We start from the raw sequence: 16,144 nt of genomic DNA, 5'->3' as shown, positions 1-16,144 counted from the left end.
GAGAGGGAGCTAAAAGCGGACTGCGGTGGCCGCAACTCCACCGTACGGCTCCCTCTCCCCCAGGGAGAGGGCTGGGGTGAGGGGACCATCCACCACCACCCTCAAAAACCATCACAAAACCCGCGGCCACCCCCCACCCAACGCGCGATACAACCGCACCCGATCAATCGCCGCCGCCGTGGCGCTGTCCACCAGTTCGCTCTGGGTGGTCAGCAGGGCCCGCTGCACACCCAACACGTTGATGAAATCCGTCGCGCCCTGGTTGTAGCGGTCCCGTGCCGTGCTCAGGGCCACGGTGTTCTGCCGTACCGCTTCTTGCAGCGCCGCATGGTGCTGCTTCTCCGCGGCATAGTCGCTCATGGCGTCGTCCACCTCGTGCCAGGCGCCCAGCACCACGCGTTGATAATCCACTGCCGCCTCCTGCTGCTGCCGCTCACGCAGTTCCAGGGTGCCGGTCAAACGGCCTCCCTGGAACACCGGCAGATACAGGCTGGGCCCATAGGACCAACTGTGCGAATCCCATCCCCCCAGATCGGACCCGTCCAGGGACTGGAAGCCAAAGCTGGCGCCCAGACTGACCCGTGGATAGAAGTCGGCCTTGGCCACGCCGATGGCCGCCGTGGCACGGTGCAGCGCGGCTTCGCTGCGCTGGATATCAGGTCGACGCTGAGCCAGGTCCGAAGGCAGCCCCAGCGGCACATCCGGCGCAGGGTCGGGAATCGCACGTGGTGTCGTCAGTTCCCCGGCCAGCGCCCTCGGCGCCTCGCCGAGCAGGTAGCTCAGGGCATTGATCAGGCGGTCCTGCTGAGCTTGCAGCACCGGCAACGACGCCTCGATGGTTGCGACCAGCGCCGCCGAGTTGGCGGTGTCCAGGTTGGTGGTCACGCCGTTCTCGTAGCGGGTCTGCGTCAGCTTCTGGCTTTGCCGCGCGATCTCCAGGTTCTGCCGAGCCACTGCCAGGCGCGCCTGCACCCCGCGCAGACGAATGTAATCGGTGGCCGTTTGTGCGGCGATGCTCAACACCACCCCGTCACGCTCGGCCTGAGTCATCTCGACCTGTGCATCGGCCATCTCCACACCGCGCCGCACATGGCCCCACAGGTCCACTTCCCAACTGGCGTCCAGGGCGCTGCTCCACAGCTCGAACGGCGCGCGCCCTTCGTTACCGGAAGGGTCGTTCAAACCCTCGGCGCTGTTGCGCCCACGCTGGTACCCACCGCGGGCGCTGACCCCGGGCAACTGCTGGCTGCCACTGACTTGGCGCAAGGCCTGGGCCTGTTGCAGTCGGTTGCTGGCGCTACGAATGTCCAGGTTGGCCCTGGCAGCCCGCTCCACCAGGGCGGTCAACTGCGGGTCGCCCAACTGCTGCCACCAGGCGCTGTCGACAACGGTCTGGGCACGGGTGCCATCCACCGTCGGCCAGGTGGCGGGCAATTGCGCCTCGGGCGTCTTGAAATCCGGGCCCACGCTGCAGGCACCGACACTGGCCAGGGCCAGCCACAAAAGCGCTCGTTTCATCTCAATGGCCCTCGGCGGTATCGACACTGGCCACCACCGACAGGCCTACGCGCAGGCGCTCCAGATGCGGCTGGTCGGCGTCGAACACCACCTTGACCGGAATGCGCTGCACTACCTTGGTGAAGTTGCCGGTGGCGTTGTCCGGGCTGATCTGGGCGAACGACAACCCGGTAGCCGGTGCAACGCTGTCGATATGGCCACGGAAAACCTGGTCGGGAATGCTGTCCACACGGATCTCCACCGCCTGTTGCGCCTGCATGTTGGCCAACTGGGTTTCGCGGAAGTTGGCAATCACGAAGGCTTGATGCAGCGGTACCAGCGCCAGCAATGGCCGGCCCGGCGCGACATAGGCTCCGACCCGCACCGAGCGCTGGCCGACCATGCCGTCGGCAGGCGCGACGATCTGGGTGTAGGACAGGTTCAAGTCCGCCTGATCCAGCGCCGCCTGATCCTTGGCCAAGGCCGCTTCGGCCACTTCACGCTGAGCCTTGAGCACGTCCAGAGTGCGCTGGGCGGCCACCCGCGAGGCGGCATCCCGGTCACGTGAAGCTTCCCAGCCCTGCAACTCGGCCTCGGCCTTCTGCCGTTCTTCCTGGGTGCCTGCGCCCGCCTGGGACAGGTTGCGATAGCGCTGGGCATTGGCCTGGGCAAACTTCAACGAGGCCGCCGTGGCATGGGTGGCCGCCGTGGCCTGGTCGATCACCGCGCCCTGGCGCTCGATGCTGGCGGCCAGGTTCTTCAACTCGGCCCGCGCCGCGCTGACATTGGCCCGTGCCGCTGCCTGGGCGGCGATATAGTCGCGGTCGTCCAGGCGCGCCAGCAGTTGCCCGGCCTTGACCGACTGGTTGTCCTGCACCAGCACTTCACTGACCAGCCCCGCCACCCGCGGCGACACCAACACCGAGTCGGCACGTATATAGGCATCGTCGGTGCTCTGCACGCTGCCGCCACGTAGCACGTGGAAGACACCGTAGGCGGCACAGGCGATGACAGCTGCGCCAATGAGGGAAATAGCGGTTCTGTGATTCATGTCGGTACCGGAGGTTGCGGTGGATAGGCGCGCTTGGGCAAGGTCGCCAGTACGACCAGCAAGACGGCGATGACGGCCAGCAAGGCCAGGAAGGCGTCGCTGTAGCTGAGCACGAAGGCCTGCTCGCGAATGCGGCCAGCGAGGCCTGCGGCCGGCTCGCCGTACAACGGCTCAAGTGCTTGCTGCTTGTTGCCCAGGCTGTCGAGCAGCGTGTTGGAATGCAGGTGTTCGCGAGCAGTGACGAAGTTTTCCACCACGCAACCCGCCACCACCGAAGACAGCCCGCGCAAGGTGTTGACCATGGACGAGGCGAACGGCCCTTCCATGGGGTGGATAACGCCGGTGGCAATCATCAGCAGCGGCACCACCACCATCGGCTGGCCGAAGGTGTGCAGCGCCTGCAGCAGGTAGAAGTCGTCGCGGATCCACTCGCTGGTCAACTGGCTCCCACCGAGCAACGCCAATGTCAGCAAGCCGAAGCCGGCGGCCATGACGTAGCGTGAATCCACCCAGTTACGGTTGATGACGAACGCCACCAGCGGCGCCACCAACAGCTGCGGCAAGGCGATGCACAACGCCGTGGGCATGGTCTGCAAGGGCCGGTAGCCCTGCACGTGGGCCAGATAGCCGGCGGGCAAGGCACTGCCGGCCATGCCGATGAGCAGGAACAGGCACAAGGTGGTGATGCCGAAGGCGAAATTGCGCCGCTCCAACAGTTGCAGCTTGAACAGCGGCAAGGGATGGAACCACTCGTTGAGCAGGAAGGCTGGCAGGCAGACTCCTGCGCCGATCAGCAGCAGGGCGATCAGCGGCGAATTCAGCCAGTCCAGGCGCTCGCCCTGGGTCAGGGCAATCACCAGCATGGTGATGCCGCCGCAGCCGAGCAAGGCGCCACGCCAGTCGGCCTGCTTGAAACGTTCCAGGCGCAGTGGGTCTTGGGGCAGGCCGTAGGCGATGCACGCGGCGCCGATCAGGCACGCCGGAATGATCTGCCAGAACACCATGCGCCAGTCACCGCCCTCGGTCCACATGGCAGCCAGAGGCATGGCCAGGTTGGGACCGAAAGTGGCCGTCAGGGCGTAGGCCGACAGTCCGTAGAGCTTGATGTGCCAAGGCAGGAAGCGAAGCGCAGCGGTCATCAGCAACGGGGGCAAGGCACCGCCCGCCAGCCCCTGCAGCACGCGCAGAACCAACAGGCTTTCGAGGTTGGGCGCGAAGGGGCACAGCGCGCCGAAACCGGCAAACGCCACCGTCACCACGATGGCGAAGCGGCGCAGCGAGAAGGTGACGGCCAGCCACGGCGCGAGCAGCATGGCCGACACCTCGGCAGCAGCGTAGGCCGAGCTGATCCAGCTGCCCTCGTCATGGCCGAAGCCATAGATGCCGAGCAGATCGGCCAGGGTAATGTCGGTGACCCGATCATTGATCCCGGAGGTCAAGGCGGCGATGAGCACGCCGATCAGGCCAATAGCCAGACGCCAGCCGAACGGGGCCGGGCTGGGGGGTGAAGGTGGGGACACGGGAGAATCCTGCTTGCTGCGACTGACGAACAACGATAATTGCGATACACTGTACCGAACAGTGATACAAAAGGCAATCAGCGATGTCCAGCCACGATTCCGATAGCAGCGCCAACCCCGTCAGCGGCATTCAGGTCATTTCCCGCGCGGCAGCCATCTTGCGCTGCCTGGAGAGCGAGCCAGAAGGCCTGAGCCTGGGCGCGATCGCCAAGCGTATCGACCTGCCCCGCTCTACCGTGCAGCGTCTGGTGGATGCGCTGGCCCACGAGCAACTGCTCAAGGTGCAAGGCGCCGGTGGCGTATGCCTGGGTCCAGCGCTGATGCGCCTGGCCTCGCACAGCCACGTGGACATCATTCACCAGGTCCGGCCTTATATGGAGGCGCTCACCGACAAGACCGGCGAAACCTGTGTGCTGGTCAACCGCAACGGCACTCAGTTGATGCTGCTGCACTCGGTGGTATCGCCCCAGGCGCTGCGAGTCGCGCCTTCTTCGGGTAGTTTTCTCAGCGTGTATGGCACCTCGGGCGGCAAGGTGCTGCTGTCCAGAATGGACGACGCCGACATCGTCAAACTGCTCGGGCCTGTGCTGGAGCCGCTGACACCGCAGACGCCAAACCTCGCCAGGCTGCTGGAACAACTCAAGGAAGTGCGCGAGCAAGGCTATGCCTGTGACTCCAATGAGCACATGATGGGCGTCGGCGCGATTGCGGTCGCCCTGCAAACCTCGCAAGGCCAGTACGCGCTGGCGCTGGTGGGCCCGGTGTGGCGTGTCGAGGAAACTCGCGAATCGCTGCGTCAGGCGCTGTTCGGCACCCGCGACGCGCTGGCCGAGGTGCTCAGCGCGGGGCTGCGCTGAACGAAACAGTCTTCAACCTGAAACAAACTGCCACTATTGTCTTCTGACGTGCGCCGAACCAAACGGCAGAATCGCACTCTGAGAGTCGCGCTTGCCGCCGGATAATGAGCAGGCTGATAAATGACAGGGATGATCGTGGTGCTTGCTTTCAACGCGCACCGGCCGGTCGGGTCGCTAACCCAGAGAGTTGAAGACGGCATCCCATGAAGACACTGAGCAACTGCGCCAAGCAGTTGAAGCGTTATTACTACGCCCTGCCCGCTTTTCTGCTGGCAAGTACCTGCACCTTCCTGGCGATCGAGATCAGTGACAGCCGCGCCGCCTCGGTCGACGGCACTCAGACCATGGTCTTTCTGCGTCATGCCGAAAAACCCGACGGAGGCCTTGGCCAGCTGAACTGCCAAGGCTTGAACCGCGCGCTGAACCTGGCTTCGGTGCTGCCGGAGCGTTTCGGCAAGGCCGACTTCGTGTTCGCCGCCGACCCCGGTCGCCATGTCGAGGAAGGCGTGGACGATGAGTCCTACAGCTATATACGCCCCCTGGCGACCATCACGCCCAGTGCCATCAAGCTGGGCTTGCCGATCAACATCGACTACGGCGCCAACGACACCAGCGACCTGGCCAAGGAGCTGATGAACGACAAATACCACAACGCCGTCATCTATACCGCCTGGTCCAGTGGCTACCTGCCGGAGCTGATCAACGAGGTGGCCGGACGCGCGGTGGGCCAGGACATGAATATCACCGAGGACTGGGAATCCGACGACTTCGATTCTTTGTACGTGCTTACCCTGACCTGGAAGGACGGCAAGGCCAGCCTGCTGTCGCGTAACGTCAAGCAGGGGTTGGACAATGGGCATACGAGTTGTCCGGTTTAGTTTCTGGGGTATCTAGCTAGATCGGCGGTGAATGGTCCCCTCACCCCAGCCCTCTCCCTGAGGGAGAGGGAGCTAAAGGCAGACCGCGTACGGCTCCCTCTCCCCCAGGGAGAGGGCTGGGGTGAGGGGACCATCCACCACCATCCCCCCTCCCTGGCGGAGAGGGAGCTAAAGGCAGACCGCGTACGGCTCCCTCTCCCTCAGGGAGAGGGCTGGGGTGAGGGGACCATCCACCACCATTCCCCCTCCCTGCCCCACCCCCCAGACCAAAAAAAAGCCACCCTAAGGTGGCTTTGCTTTTTCCATCATCCGTCAAGGATCACTGCGCTCGCGCTGCTGCTCCTGCCGCACGAAAAACTGCTTCACGATGATCGGCAGAATCCTGCGCCCATCATGCCAGTAGCGCCCGGCCAGGCGGCGCGGTTCGCTGAGGATGCGGTGCAGCCATTCCAGGGATAGCGTCTGCACCCATTTAGGCGCGCGCTGTACCTTGCCCGAGAGAAAGTTCAGCGCAGCGCCCGTGCACAGCGCCACACCTCGGGCTCTGCCGCGCTGGGCAATGCGCAGACAGAGGATTTCCTGACGCGGTGACCCCACCGAAAACACGATCAGCTGCGCCGGGCGCTGTTCGATGAAGGCCATGGTGGCCTCCACCTGCACAGGGTCGTTGATAAAGCCCATGGGCGGGTTGTAATGATGAAAGACAATGGCCGGATAGCGCTGCGCCAGCACCTCCATCACATCGGGCGTGGAGCCGATGACGGTGACGGTCCAGCCCTCGCGTTGCGCCACTTCGATCATCGATGCGGTCAGGGTGCTTCCCGGAATGGCCTCTGGAACCCCCGCCCGAAACTTGCGCAGCACCGGCATCAGCACGCGGCTGTCGCAGATCCGCTGGCTGGCGCCGTCGTACGCGGCTCTGAAGCCTTCATCATTTTCAAGCATTACCACGTGATTGACGTTGGTGGTCACCACATAGCCGAAGGGTCCATGAGCGCTCGCCTTGAGCGCCTGGATCAGATCAACCTGCCTGCCTTTGAAAAAATCTATTCCGAAAACTTTCATCCAGGGCGTCCTATCAGTTCTAGAATGCGTTAATGCAGAGCTCCAGGGCGCTGCGGGTCGCTTGGGCGAGTTCGGCGGTTTCGTCCGATGCACAGGAAGTCCATGCTTTTTGCATCCAGGGGATGTGCCGATGAGTAGCAGAACGTTGCCTTCAGGTTCACAAAGCGATCAGCTGCAACAGGCGAGTTCTCTGTTCGGGAGAGCACAGCCGAGGCGCCCGTGGCTTGTCGCCGGGCTGGCGTTGTTATTAGGGTGTGGCTCGGTGCAAGCAGCGCCCAGCGTGCCGCTGGTGCAGATAAACGTTTCAGGTGCGGAGTTTTCCGAGGGTGTCTTCCCCGGCGTGGAGGGAACGCACTACTTCTTTCCCAAGGAAGGCTTCTTCGCCGCCTGGCGAGCACGCGGCATCACCAGCGTGCGCTTCCCGATGAAGTGGGAACGGTTACAACCCAAGCTCGGCGCAGGACTGGATCCGACCTACGCCAAGCTGGTCGACAAAATGTTGCTGCAGGCCGCCCAGGCCAACGTGAAAGTGATTCTGGACGTGCACAACTACGGGCGTTACCGAGAGAAGGTGATTGGCACCCAAGGTGTCACCGTGGAGCACTACAAGAATCTCATGAGCCATATCGCTCACCGCTGGAGCGGCTACAGCGCGCTGGGCGGCTATGACTTGATGAACGAACCCCACGACGACTCCGATGCAATCTGGTTCGAAGCAGCGCAAGCGGGCATCCTCGCCGTGCGCGCCACCGACAAGGTGCGACCGATCTACGTCGAGGGTAAATCCTGGTCCAGTGCCGAACGCTGGCCGGCCTACAACGACGACCTGCTCAAGCTCAAGGACCCAAGCAACAACCTGATTTTCTCGGCCCACCTGTATATCGACCCTGATAGCAGCGGCGCCTATAAAAGCAGCATCGCCAGCAATTGGGACCCGGACGTGGGCGTCAAGCGCGCCAAGCCGTTCATCGACTGGCTCAAGCGCAACGGGCGCAAGGGCCACTTCGGTGAGTTCGGCATTCCCGACAACGACCCGCGCTGGCTCGATGCCATGGAGCGCCTGCTCAAGTACCTGCAAAGCGAGTGCGTTCCACTGACCTATTGGTCTACAGGGCCGTACTGGGGTGGCTACTCCCTGGCCATCGAGCCCACGGGCAATACCCCGCGGCCGCAATGGACAGTGTTGTCCAAGTACCTGACCACCCCCAAGTGCACGGTCATCGGGCCGAAGTAAGCGCCAGACCTCGACCCCCGCGAGCCGGTTCATTCACACGGTTCGCGGGGGCTGGGGCAGCCACCCGCACCTGACCGAAATAAACCATCGCCGCCAGCACCACACCGGCCACGTCACCGCCGTACATCATGGCCGGCGACAGGAACAGGTTGAGCAGGTTGAAGCACATGTCCAGGGTGAACGCCGCCAGCAAGTCGCCCTTGTTGCGGCACTGTCGGCTGATGCGCCAGAAACCGACGAAGTACACCAGCGCAATCAACGGCGTAAAGAAACCATAGCGATACAGCATGCCCAGGATGCCTACGTCGGACAGGTAGAAGTACGAGCTGTACAGCCGCGAAAATCCACCTTCCCATTGCAGCGACAAGGCGCCCATGCCGACATACCAGTTGGCGGCGATGTCACGCAGGATGATGTTCGAGGTGTCGAGCCGAACGCCGCCGGGCTCTCGGGCCTCGTCCACCAGCGCCAGCAGGCGCTCGTACTGCGCATGGAAGGGCTCGGGCATGATCACGTAGGCCACACCCGCCACCAGCACCACCACCACGCCCAGCTTGACCAGCACATGCAGGTGCGCCCGGAAGATCCACAATGCAGCCAGGGTCCAGACCATCATGGTGTTGCGGGTCTGCAGCACCAGCCACAGGTAGGCGGCGAACAGCGCCAGCAACACCAGCGGCAGCACCTTGACCTCGCGGCGCAGGCGGTACATCAGCATCAGTGCGCACAGCGACACATAGGCGTTGCCGATGCTGAAGCGGTCCGGACGCAGCGGGTTGAGGCCGTAGTCTTTCTCGTCGACGTTGAACGCCACCGTGGCGTTCTGCGGAATGATCTTGAAGTAGTACAGAAAACCCACTGCTACGCAGGCCAGCGCCCCCGCCAGGAAATAGCGTTCCAACTGCTGCTGGGTCGGCTGGGCGCGCAACATTAGGAACAGCGCCGGGAAGAACAGCAGGTAGAGAAAGTTGCGCCGTTCTTCGAGCAGGCCGTACAGCAGCGGCTGGTTGAAGTGGCCCCAGGCGAACAGCGCTGACATCAGTGGCAGCACCACGCCCATGAACAGAATCCACAGGCTGGCGCGCGACTGCCACGGCCGTTGCCACATGGCCAGCAATACCACCGCCGAGCCGATGACGCCCATCAGGTACAACTCGCGCAGATAGGGCAAGCCTGCCAGCTTGTTGTCGGTGAGGAAGCAGAAGCCGGAGTTCACCAGCACCAGCAGGCACAACAAGGTGCGCGCATTGAACAGAGCATTGAGCATGTCCGTTACCCCTTGGACGAAGAAAGACTCAGCGCCATTTGAACGCCAGACCTTCGGTGATGCCCTTGATGCCGAAGCGGATGTTCTTGGCACTGTTGCGGTTCTGCAACACGGTGATGGCCGCCAGCGCCAAGGCCGAGAACGTCGTGCAGGCCTGGGAATGGAAGCGCTTGTTGTACATGATGGCCGCACGGTTGCGGTAATAGTGGAACAGGTGGCTGCGGCCCTTCGTGCTGCCACTGTCGCCATGGCGAGCGAAGCTGTTCAGGGCCACTTTGCCGAACCAGCCATGCACCGCCGCACGGCGCTGCCAGTCGACTTCCTCGGAATACATGAAGTAGCGTGGGTCCATCATGCCGGCTTCTTCGATCACTTCCCGACGCACCAGCAGGCAGGCGCCCATCAGGTAATCCGGATTATTGAGGCCCGAGGCCGCGAGGTCCTGACGGGCCAGGTTCTTGCCCAGCAACTTGGATTTGCCCAGCCACGGAAAGAGCTTGCCGCCGCCCACGCACTGCACCACCTGCGGGCGGTCGGAGTAGACCAGTACCGAGGCGGCGAAACCGCACTGGGGCGATTCATCGAGGGTGGCGCGCAGGGCCTCGAGGGCGCCGGCCTCCACTTCCACATCATTGTTCAGCAGCCAGATGTAGCGATAGCCGGCACGCACTGCATAGTCGATGCCCACGTTGTTGCCGCCGGCATAGCCATAGTTGCCGCCATTGACGATCAACACCCGTTGATGGGGCGTGTCGTAGCTGACCGAAGCCTGCTCCTCGATCATCTTCACATCGGGCCCGGCCGAATCGTTGAGGAACTGCTGCAAGCGCTGGACGCTGTCATCCTTGGACGCGTTGTCGATTACCACCACCGGGATGTTGCAGTGAGCATCCAGTGCGCGGATGCAATCGATGGTGGTGTCGGCGCCATTCCAATTGAGGATGATCGCGCATACATCTGAGCTGGCATGGGTCATGATTCAAACCTCCTGTAGAGCGCGGGCATTGCTGTTCTGCCACCCGCGCGCCTTGAGTAAGACGACCGAAAGCATCGCCAGATAGATAAAGATGTTGGCTGCAGCGATGGCCATGACCACCGCCAGTGCACTGCCGCCCCAGAAGGCGCCGGCAGCCACTGCGCCGAAGCGCAGGGCCGTGGCGATCACTTCGACGCCCAGAAACAGCGGTTGCAGTCGCAGTGCCGGGATCGCTACCTGGCAAGGCAACGCCGCGAAATAAGCCAGTTCGGCCAGGGCCAGCCAGCGAGCGAACTCACCGGCTTCGCGCCACTGCTCGCCGAAGGCGATGGAGAACATCCAGGGGCCGGCCACCGCGACGGTGACGAAGCCCACTGCGCCAATGGCGGTCATGGCGCCGACGCCTTTGAGCAGCAGACCAATCACCGGCTCACGGGCATGCACGGCCTGGGTGATGCGCGGGTAGTAGACGCTGCCCATGGCCTTGCCGATGAAATTGCTGGGCATGGCCAGCACCTGCAGACACAGCGCGAAGTAGCCGGCCGGCACAGCGCCGAACAGTGACGCCAGGACCAGGGTCGGCATGTGCACCGACAGGGCGTTGATCAATACCTGCGGTGCGCGAAACAGCGGGAAGTCGCGGTATTCGCTGGCCAGTGCCCGCAGCGTCTTGCGCTCGCCCTCCTCGCTGCCGTCCGTGGGTGATGGCCGGGTCATCAGCATGCCGATCAGCAGCAGCACGCTGTGCACCACGTAATACAGGGCGCTGGTGATCACCAGCATCGTCGCGCTGTTCTGAAACAGCCCGCCGACGCTGCGCATGCCGTTGTACACCAGGGCATGGCTGGTCGCGGCCCGGGCCGTGAGGCTGTAGCGGCCATGGCGGTACAGCCACTGCTGCAACACCTCGAGCACCGCCGAAGTGAACATCACCAACGGCAACAGCAACAGGTAGGGCGTGAGCAGATCCAGGTTCCAGCGCTCGGCGAGCATCGGCCCCCAGAACAGCAACACCACCATCACCAACAGGGAGACCACGAAGGCCACCAGGGTCGCCAGATAGGCTAACCCGCTGGCATCGCTGTGGCGCTGCGGCAGCACGATGGCCATCGACCAGGTCAGGCTGCACGCCGGGATCAGAATGATCGTCAGACTCAGGAAAGTCCCTACGACACCGAATGCCTCGGGCCCGTAGATGCGCATGATCACCGGGATCAGCGCCAGATTGATCAACTGCGCCCCTGCCGAGCCACCCAATGCCGTCAGCAGGTTGCGCACCAGGCGGTTTTGCCGCAGCTGCTGCAGCACACCCGGTGCGGGCGGTAGCCCGGAGCTCAACTCGTGGTCCATTTCAGTCTCCCGGCTTAGTAGATGTTCCGTGAGAACAAGGTGAACGGTGTCTTGAGCAAAATCTTGATATCCAGCCACAACGACCAATGATTGATGTAGGCCAGGTCGCGCTCCAGGCGCCCCTGCATCTTGTCCAGCGTGTCGGTTTCGCCACGGAAACCGCTGACCTGAGCCAGCCCGGTAATCCCCGGCTTGATGCGGTGGCGGGCCATGTACGCCATCAACTTGTCGCAGTAGTAGTGGTTGTGAGCGATGGCATGGGGACGCGGTCCGACCAGGGCCATCTCACCGTTGAGTACGTTGAGCAACTGCGGCAACTCGTCCAGCGAAGAGCGGCGCAGAAAGGCCCCCACCCGCGTTACCCGCGAGTCGTTGCGCGTGGCCTGCTTGACCTCCTGGTCGTTGTGCACGCGCATCGAGCGAAATTTGTAGACGTGAATGACCTTGCCGTTGCAGCCATCGCGCCCCTGGCGGAAGAACACCGGGCCGGGCGACGACAGCTTCACTGCCACCGCGCAGGCCAGCAGCACTGGCGACAGGACCACAATCGCCAGCAGCGCCAGGCTGCGGTCGATCAAGTCCTTGCACATGGCCGCCGCCGGGTGCGAGCTCAGGGGCGTTTCGTTGAGGTAGATAGCGGGAAACTGCTCGATCTGCGAGATCGACTGATTGAGCAGCATCATGCTGCCAAAGTCCGGGACCCACACCACGTCCACGGCCAGGTCCAGCAGGTCAACGTAAATCGACTCGATCTGCACCATGCGGTCCAGTGACAGCGCGATGTAGACCCGGCGAACTTGCTCGCGCTGGACGATCTCGCGCAGGTCGGCAAAGCCGCCCAGGAAAGTCTGGCCGGGCACCGGTGTTGCGTCGGCATCCGGAGCAATGACCCCCAGTACCGGCACCCGTGGCTTGAGCTGGCGCGCCAGCTTGCCGGCCAGCTCGCCGCTACCGATGATCACGGCCTTGCGGTTTTCCTTGAGCCGCTGATTGTGTCGGCCCAGCAGCCAGCGCAGTGGAATGAACGCGGCAGCCTGCGCCAGGTAGCCGTACACAGCGATTTTCACCACCAGTTCCAGCGTCAGGTTTTGCGTGCTGCCGCTGATCAGCACCACAAGCCCTACGGCGGCCACCAAGGTGCACCAGCCCGCCAGCAGCCGCAGCAGGCCGGTGAGGTAGTTCAGGCGCTTGTGGTAGACGTGCAGAAAACTGTAGATCGGTACCGAAGCCAGAATGCCCAGCAGCCCCAGTACGCGGTAGTGAGGGGTAATTTCACCGAAGTGGACGTACAGCAGGCTGAGCAACAGCGCGCCGGACAAGACAGTGCCGGTTAGCCACATGGCCCAGAATGTAAGCCCACGGCGGTTGACCATCGGGTGCAGGCGAGGCGCGATCATGGAAGTATCCTCAGCAGACGGGTGCGGCTTGGATGAACGGCTAACAACGGTTCGCCTTGGAAGGCCTCATCGCGGGCAGAGCCCGCTCCCACAGGGAATCGGGGTGCATCCCAGATCCCCCACACAACACAGACCTGGGTGCCTCCCAGATCCCCCACACCACAGCCCCAGTGTGGGAAGACCTGGTGCATCCCAGATCCCCCATACCACAGCCCCAGTGTGGGAAGACCTGGGTGCACCACAAATCCAGTGTGGGAGCGGGTTCTACCCGCGATGAGGCCGGCACTGACACACCTCGATCAAGTGGTCGGCGCCGCCGGCAAATAGTCGTAGTAGTGATCGCGGCGTTGCCCATGTTCCGGCCGCGCCATCTGGTTGAGCACCACCCCTGTGATCGGCGCGCCGGTCTGCAGCAAGTGGCCAATGCTCTTGCGTACCATCGGCAGGCTGGTGACTTCGGACTTGATCACGAAGATCACCGAATCGGCCATGCCACACAGCAGCGCCGCGTCGCTCACCGACTGACTGGCCGGGGTATCGAACACCACACGGTCGTAGCGATGACGCGCCCACTCCAGGAAGCTCTGCATGCGCGCACTCGCCAGCAGCTCCTGCGGGTTGTAAGGCAACTCACCCGCGCAGATCACGTCCAGACCATTGACACTCTGCAGGCACTGCTCGACATCGGCCTTCTCGGCCAGCAGTTCGGCCAGACCCTTGTGGTGCGCGTCCAGGCCCAGGTTGCGAGCGATCTTCGGACGGCGCAGATCGGCCTCTACCAGCAGCACACGCTCCACTCGACCCAGGGCACCGGCCAGATTCACCGCCAGGGTGGTCTTGCCTTCGCCCGGCGACGAAGAGGTCATCACCAGAATCTTGCGGCGCACCTGGTCGTCGCCCAGCATCACGCTGGTGCGCAAGGTGCGTACCGCTTCGCTGAAGGCCGCGTCGTCGTTGCGCTCGAACTGACGGTTGATGCGCGAGCGATTGCGACGCTTGAGCAGCGGCACCACGCTGAGCACCGGCAACTGCAAGGTGCGCTCGACGTCGGCGCTGTTCTTGAAGCTGTTGTTCATGGCTTCGCGCAACAGCGCCAAGGCACAGGCACCGACCAGCGACAGAAATGCAACCAGCAGCACCAGCACGGCTTTGCGCGGTGTGCTCGGGAACAGCGGTGCGATGGCGGGATCGACCACGCGGGCATTGCCGGCGATCACATCGGCGGTGGCCATGGTTTCGCGCAGCTTGGTCATGAAGGTGTTGTACACCTCACGGTTGCTGTCCACGTCGCGCTGCAATTCACGCAGGGTGAATTCCTTGCGCGAGATGTCCTGGATCTCTTGCTTGTTGTTGTTGAACGAGGCACGCAGGGCATTCTCGTTGTCCTGAGCCAGTTGATAGTTGTGCTGCAAGCCCGCCACTACCTGGCTGACCTGAGAGCGCAACGCCGATTGGGCAGCTGCCAGTTCGGAGCGGGCAGCGACCATCTGCGGATGCTTGTCGCCGTAACGCTGGCTGTACTCATCGACCTGGGCCTGAGCCTTGGCGGCCACGGCCTGGAACTGCTGGATTACCGGGTTGTTGATCACTGCCGGTACGCTGGAAAGATTGAGGTTTCCGCCCCTGGCCAGCAGTCCTTGTACCTGACGATACTGGCTCTGGGCATCGGCGCGTTCGCGGCGTGCGTCCACCAGACGGTCACTGGTGCGGGCCAGTTCGTTGGCGGTGACCGCGGCCACACCCCCTACCCCGCCCAGGTCCACCAGACCCTGGCCGTCGCGGTAGGCTTGAAGCTTGCTTTCAGCCTGCTGCAACTGTGTGCGCAACTCCACCACCCGGGTGTTCATCCAGCGGCTGGCGTTGAGCGACTCCTGCTCCTGAGCGTACTGACGGCTGTTCAGGTAGCCCTGGGCCAGGGCATTGGCCGCCTTGGCGCCGACGTCGGCATCGGCCATGGTCACGCCGATGCTGACCAGATGGCTCTTGCCGACCACTGTCACGCTGGTGCGCTGGCGCAACTCCAGCACGGCAGCATCGAACGCCTGCTGTTCGGTAAAGTTGAGCTGCTCGCTCCAGCTCTGGGGGAACCAGCTGGGGTGCCAGCTGGCCAGTTCTGCCTTGGCGATGGACAGCTTGGAGTGACGCTGGCGTGGATCGAGTTCGATGTGATGGGACAGGTCCAGCTCGCGCACGGCCCGTTCAGCCACTTCGCGACTCTGGATCAGACCGATCTGGGTCTGCAGGTAATCACCGTTGGGATCGGGCATGTCCGGCGTCTGCTGGAACGAGATCGCCTGGTTGCCCTTGGGGTCGATGACCAGGGTGGTGACCGAGCGATAGGACGGCGTCATGTTCAGCGCATAAACAGCTGCGACCGTGGTACCCAGCAGCAGCAAGCCGAGGATCATCCCCTTTTGCCGCCACAGGGTGCGCCACAGCTTGCGCGAATCCAGCGCGTCGCGTTCTTGCGGCTCAGGCATCGGCTGCCATGGGGCAGCTTCCTGGCGGTTGCGTAATACGATCTGGCCCATGTCAGAAGAACCCCTGGTCGATGGTGATGGTGTCGCCCGGCTCTACCGCCGTGCTCAATTGGGCCGGGGTGCTCTGCCCGTCCCGGCTGATCGCGATACGCTTGACCGAAGCCCGCTCGGTCAAACCACCGGCCAGTGCGATTGCCCGGTCCATGGTCAGGCCCGGCTTGTACGGATAACCGCCGGGTGCCTTGACCTCGCCGCCAATGAAGAACGGTCGATACTCAACCACGCTCACCGACACTTTCGGGTCCTTGAGGTAGCCATTGCTGAGCCCGGTGGTGAGCAGCTTCTCGATCTCGGACGGCGTCTTGCCCTGGGCTTCGACGTTGCCCAGGAAGGGATACGAGAAGGTCCCGGCGTCATTGAGCCTGACCTCGTCGTCGGTCAGGGTCGGCTCGCCGAGCACGTAGATCTTGATCACGTCACCAGAGCTCAATTGATACTGTTGCGCCTGGGCAGCAAAGCTGCACAGCGCCATCAGAACGACAACAAACGCGCGCTTCAACATGGCGGCATCT

At 63.3% G+C, this 16,144-nt stretch carries 13 protein-coding genes; 3 read left to right on the top strand and 10 right to left on the bottom strand.

Going from position 1 to position 16,144, the window contains the following annotated elements; all coding sequences use genetic code 11:
* Positions 1–111: 111 nt before the first annotated feature.
* The 3 genes from B3397_RS15615 to B3397_RS15605 are packed head-to-tail and all read right to left on the bottom strand — an operon-like array spanning position 112 to position 4,068.
* Positions 112–1,518, bottom strand: a complete 1,407-nt coding sequence (locus B3397_RS15615; RefSeq protein ID WP_296251707.1) for an efflux transporter outer membrane subunit — start codon at positions 1,516–1,518, stop codon at positions 112–114.
* A gap of 1 nt (position 1,519) precedes the next feature.
* Complete coding sequence (locus B3397_RS15610; protein ID WP_296251706.1) at positions 1,520–2,548, bottom strand: HlyD family secretion protein; 1,029 nt, start codon at positions 2,546–2,548, stop codon at positions 1,520–1,522.
* Positions 2,545–4,068 (bottom strand): MFS transporter, encoded by a 1,524-nt coding sequence (locus B3397_RS15605; protein WP_296251705.1) that lies wholly within the window; start codon positions 4,066–4,068, stop codon positions 2,545–2,547. The genes B3397_RS15610 and B3397_RS15605 overlap by 4 nt, the downstream gene beginning before the upstream one ends.
* A gap of 83 nt (positions 4,069–4,151) precedes the next feature.
* On the opposite strand from B3397_RS15605, the gene B3397_RS15600 reads away from it, so the two are divergent.
* Positions 4,152–4,925 (top strand): IclR family transcriptional regulator, encoded by a 774-nt coding sequence (locus B3397_RS15600; RefSeq protein WP_296251704.1) that lies wholly within the window; start codon positions 4,152–4,154, stop codon positions 4,923–4,925.
* Positions 4,926–5,128: 203 nt separating this feature from the next.
* The gene (locus B3397_RS15595) at positions 5,129–5,803 is read left to right on the top strand and encodes a histidine phosphatase family protein (protein ID WP_296251702.1); all 675 of its coding nucleotides are present in this window, start codon (positions 5,129–5,131) and stop codon (positions 5,801–5,803) included.
* A 312-nt stretch (positions 5,804–6,115) separates the two neighbouring features.
* Here the strand turns inward: B3397_RS15595 and B3397_RS15590 are convergent, their stop codons facing one another.
* Entirely contained in the window at positions 6,116–6,868 is a 753-nt protein-coding gene (locus tag B3397_RS15590; RefSeq protein ID WP_296251701.1) for a WecB/TagA/CpsF family glycosyltransferase, read from the bottom strand.
* 262 nt (positions 6,869–7,130) lie between these two features.
* Between B3397_RS15590 and B3397_RS15585 the strand changes: the two genes are divergently transcribed.
* Positions 7,131–8,102, top strand: coding sequence for a glycoside hydrolase family 5 protein (locus tag B3397_RS15585; RefSeq protein WP_296251699.1), 972 nt, complete (start codon positions 7,131–7,133; stop codon positions 8,100–8,102).
* Here B3397_RS15585 and B3397_RS15580 read toward each other — a convergent pair.
* From B3397_RS15580 to B3397_RS15555, 6 genes are all read right to left on the bottom strand, one after another.
* The gene (locus B3397_RS15580) at positions 8,086–9,369 is read right to left on the bottom strand and encodes a hypothetical protein (RefSeq protein WP_296251697.1); all 1,284 of its coding nucleotides are present in this window, start codon (positions 9,367–9,369) and stop codon (positions 8,086–8,088) included. The two genes, B3397_RS15585 and B3397_RS15580, sit on opposite strands and share 17 nt — an antisense overlap.
* A gap of 28 nt (positions 9,370–9,397) precedes the next feature.
* Complete coding sequence (locus tag B3397_RS15575; protein WP_296251695.1) at positions 9,398–10,345, bottom strand: glycosyltransferase family 2 protein; 948 nt, start codon at positions 10,343–10,345, stop codon at positions 9,398–9,400.
* A 3-nt stretch (positions 10,346–10,348) separates the two neighbouring features.
* A complete protein-coding gene (locus tag B3397_RS15570; protein ID WP_296251693.1) occupies positions 10,349–11,695 on the bottom strand; it encodes a lipopolysaccharide biosynthesis protein in 1,347 nt (448 codons plus the stop codon).
* Between the two features lie 14 nt (positions 11,696–11,709).
* Positions 11,710–13,092, bottom strand: a complete 1,383-nt coding sequence (locus tag B3397_RS15565) for an undecaprenyl-phosphate glucose phosphotransferase (RefSeq protein WP_296251692.1) — start codon at positions 13,090–13,092, stop codon at positions 11,710–11,712.
* Positions 13,093–13,391: 299 nt separating this feature from the next.
* Positions 13,392–15,623: a GumC family protein gene (locus B3397_RS15560; protein ID WP_296251689.1), complete on the bottom strand. Its 2,232-nt coding sequence runs from the start codon at positions 15,621–15,623 to the stop codon at positions 13,392–13,394.
* A 1-nt stretch (position 15,624) separates the two neighbouring features.
* Complete coding sequence (locus B3397_RS15555; protein WP_296251687.1) at positions 15,625–16,134, bottom strand: polysaccharide biosynthesis/export family protein; 510 nt, start codon at positions 16,132–16,134, stop codon at positions 15,625–15,627.
* Between the last annotated feature and the right edge of the window lie 10 nt (positions 16,135–16,144).

This window comes from Pseudomonas sp. UBA4194 (assembly GCF_002379585.1).
GTDB lineage: Bacteria > Pseudomonadota > Gammaproteobacteria > Pseudomonadales > Pseudomonadaceae > Aquipseudomonas.
The sequence above is the reverse complement of the archived record's forward strand: the minus strand, read 5'-3'. Positions and strand labels throughout refer to the sequence as shown.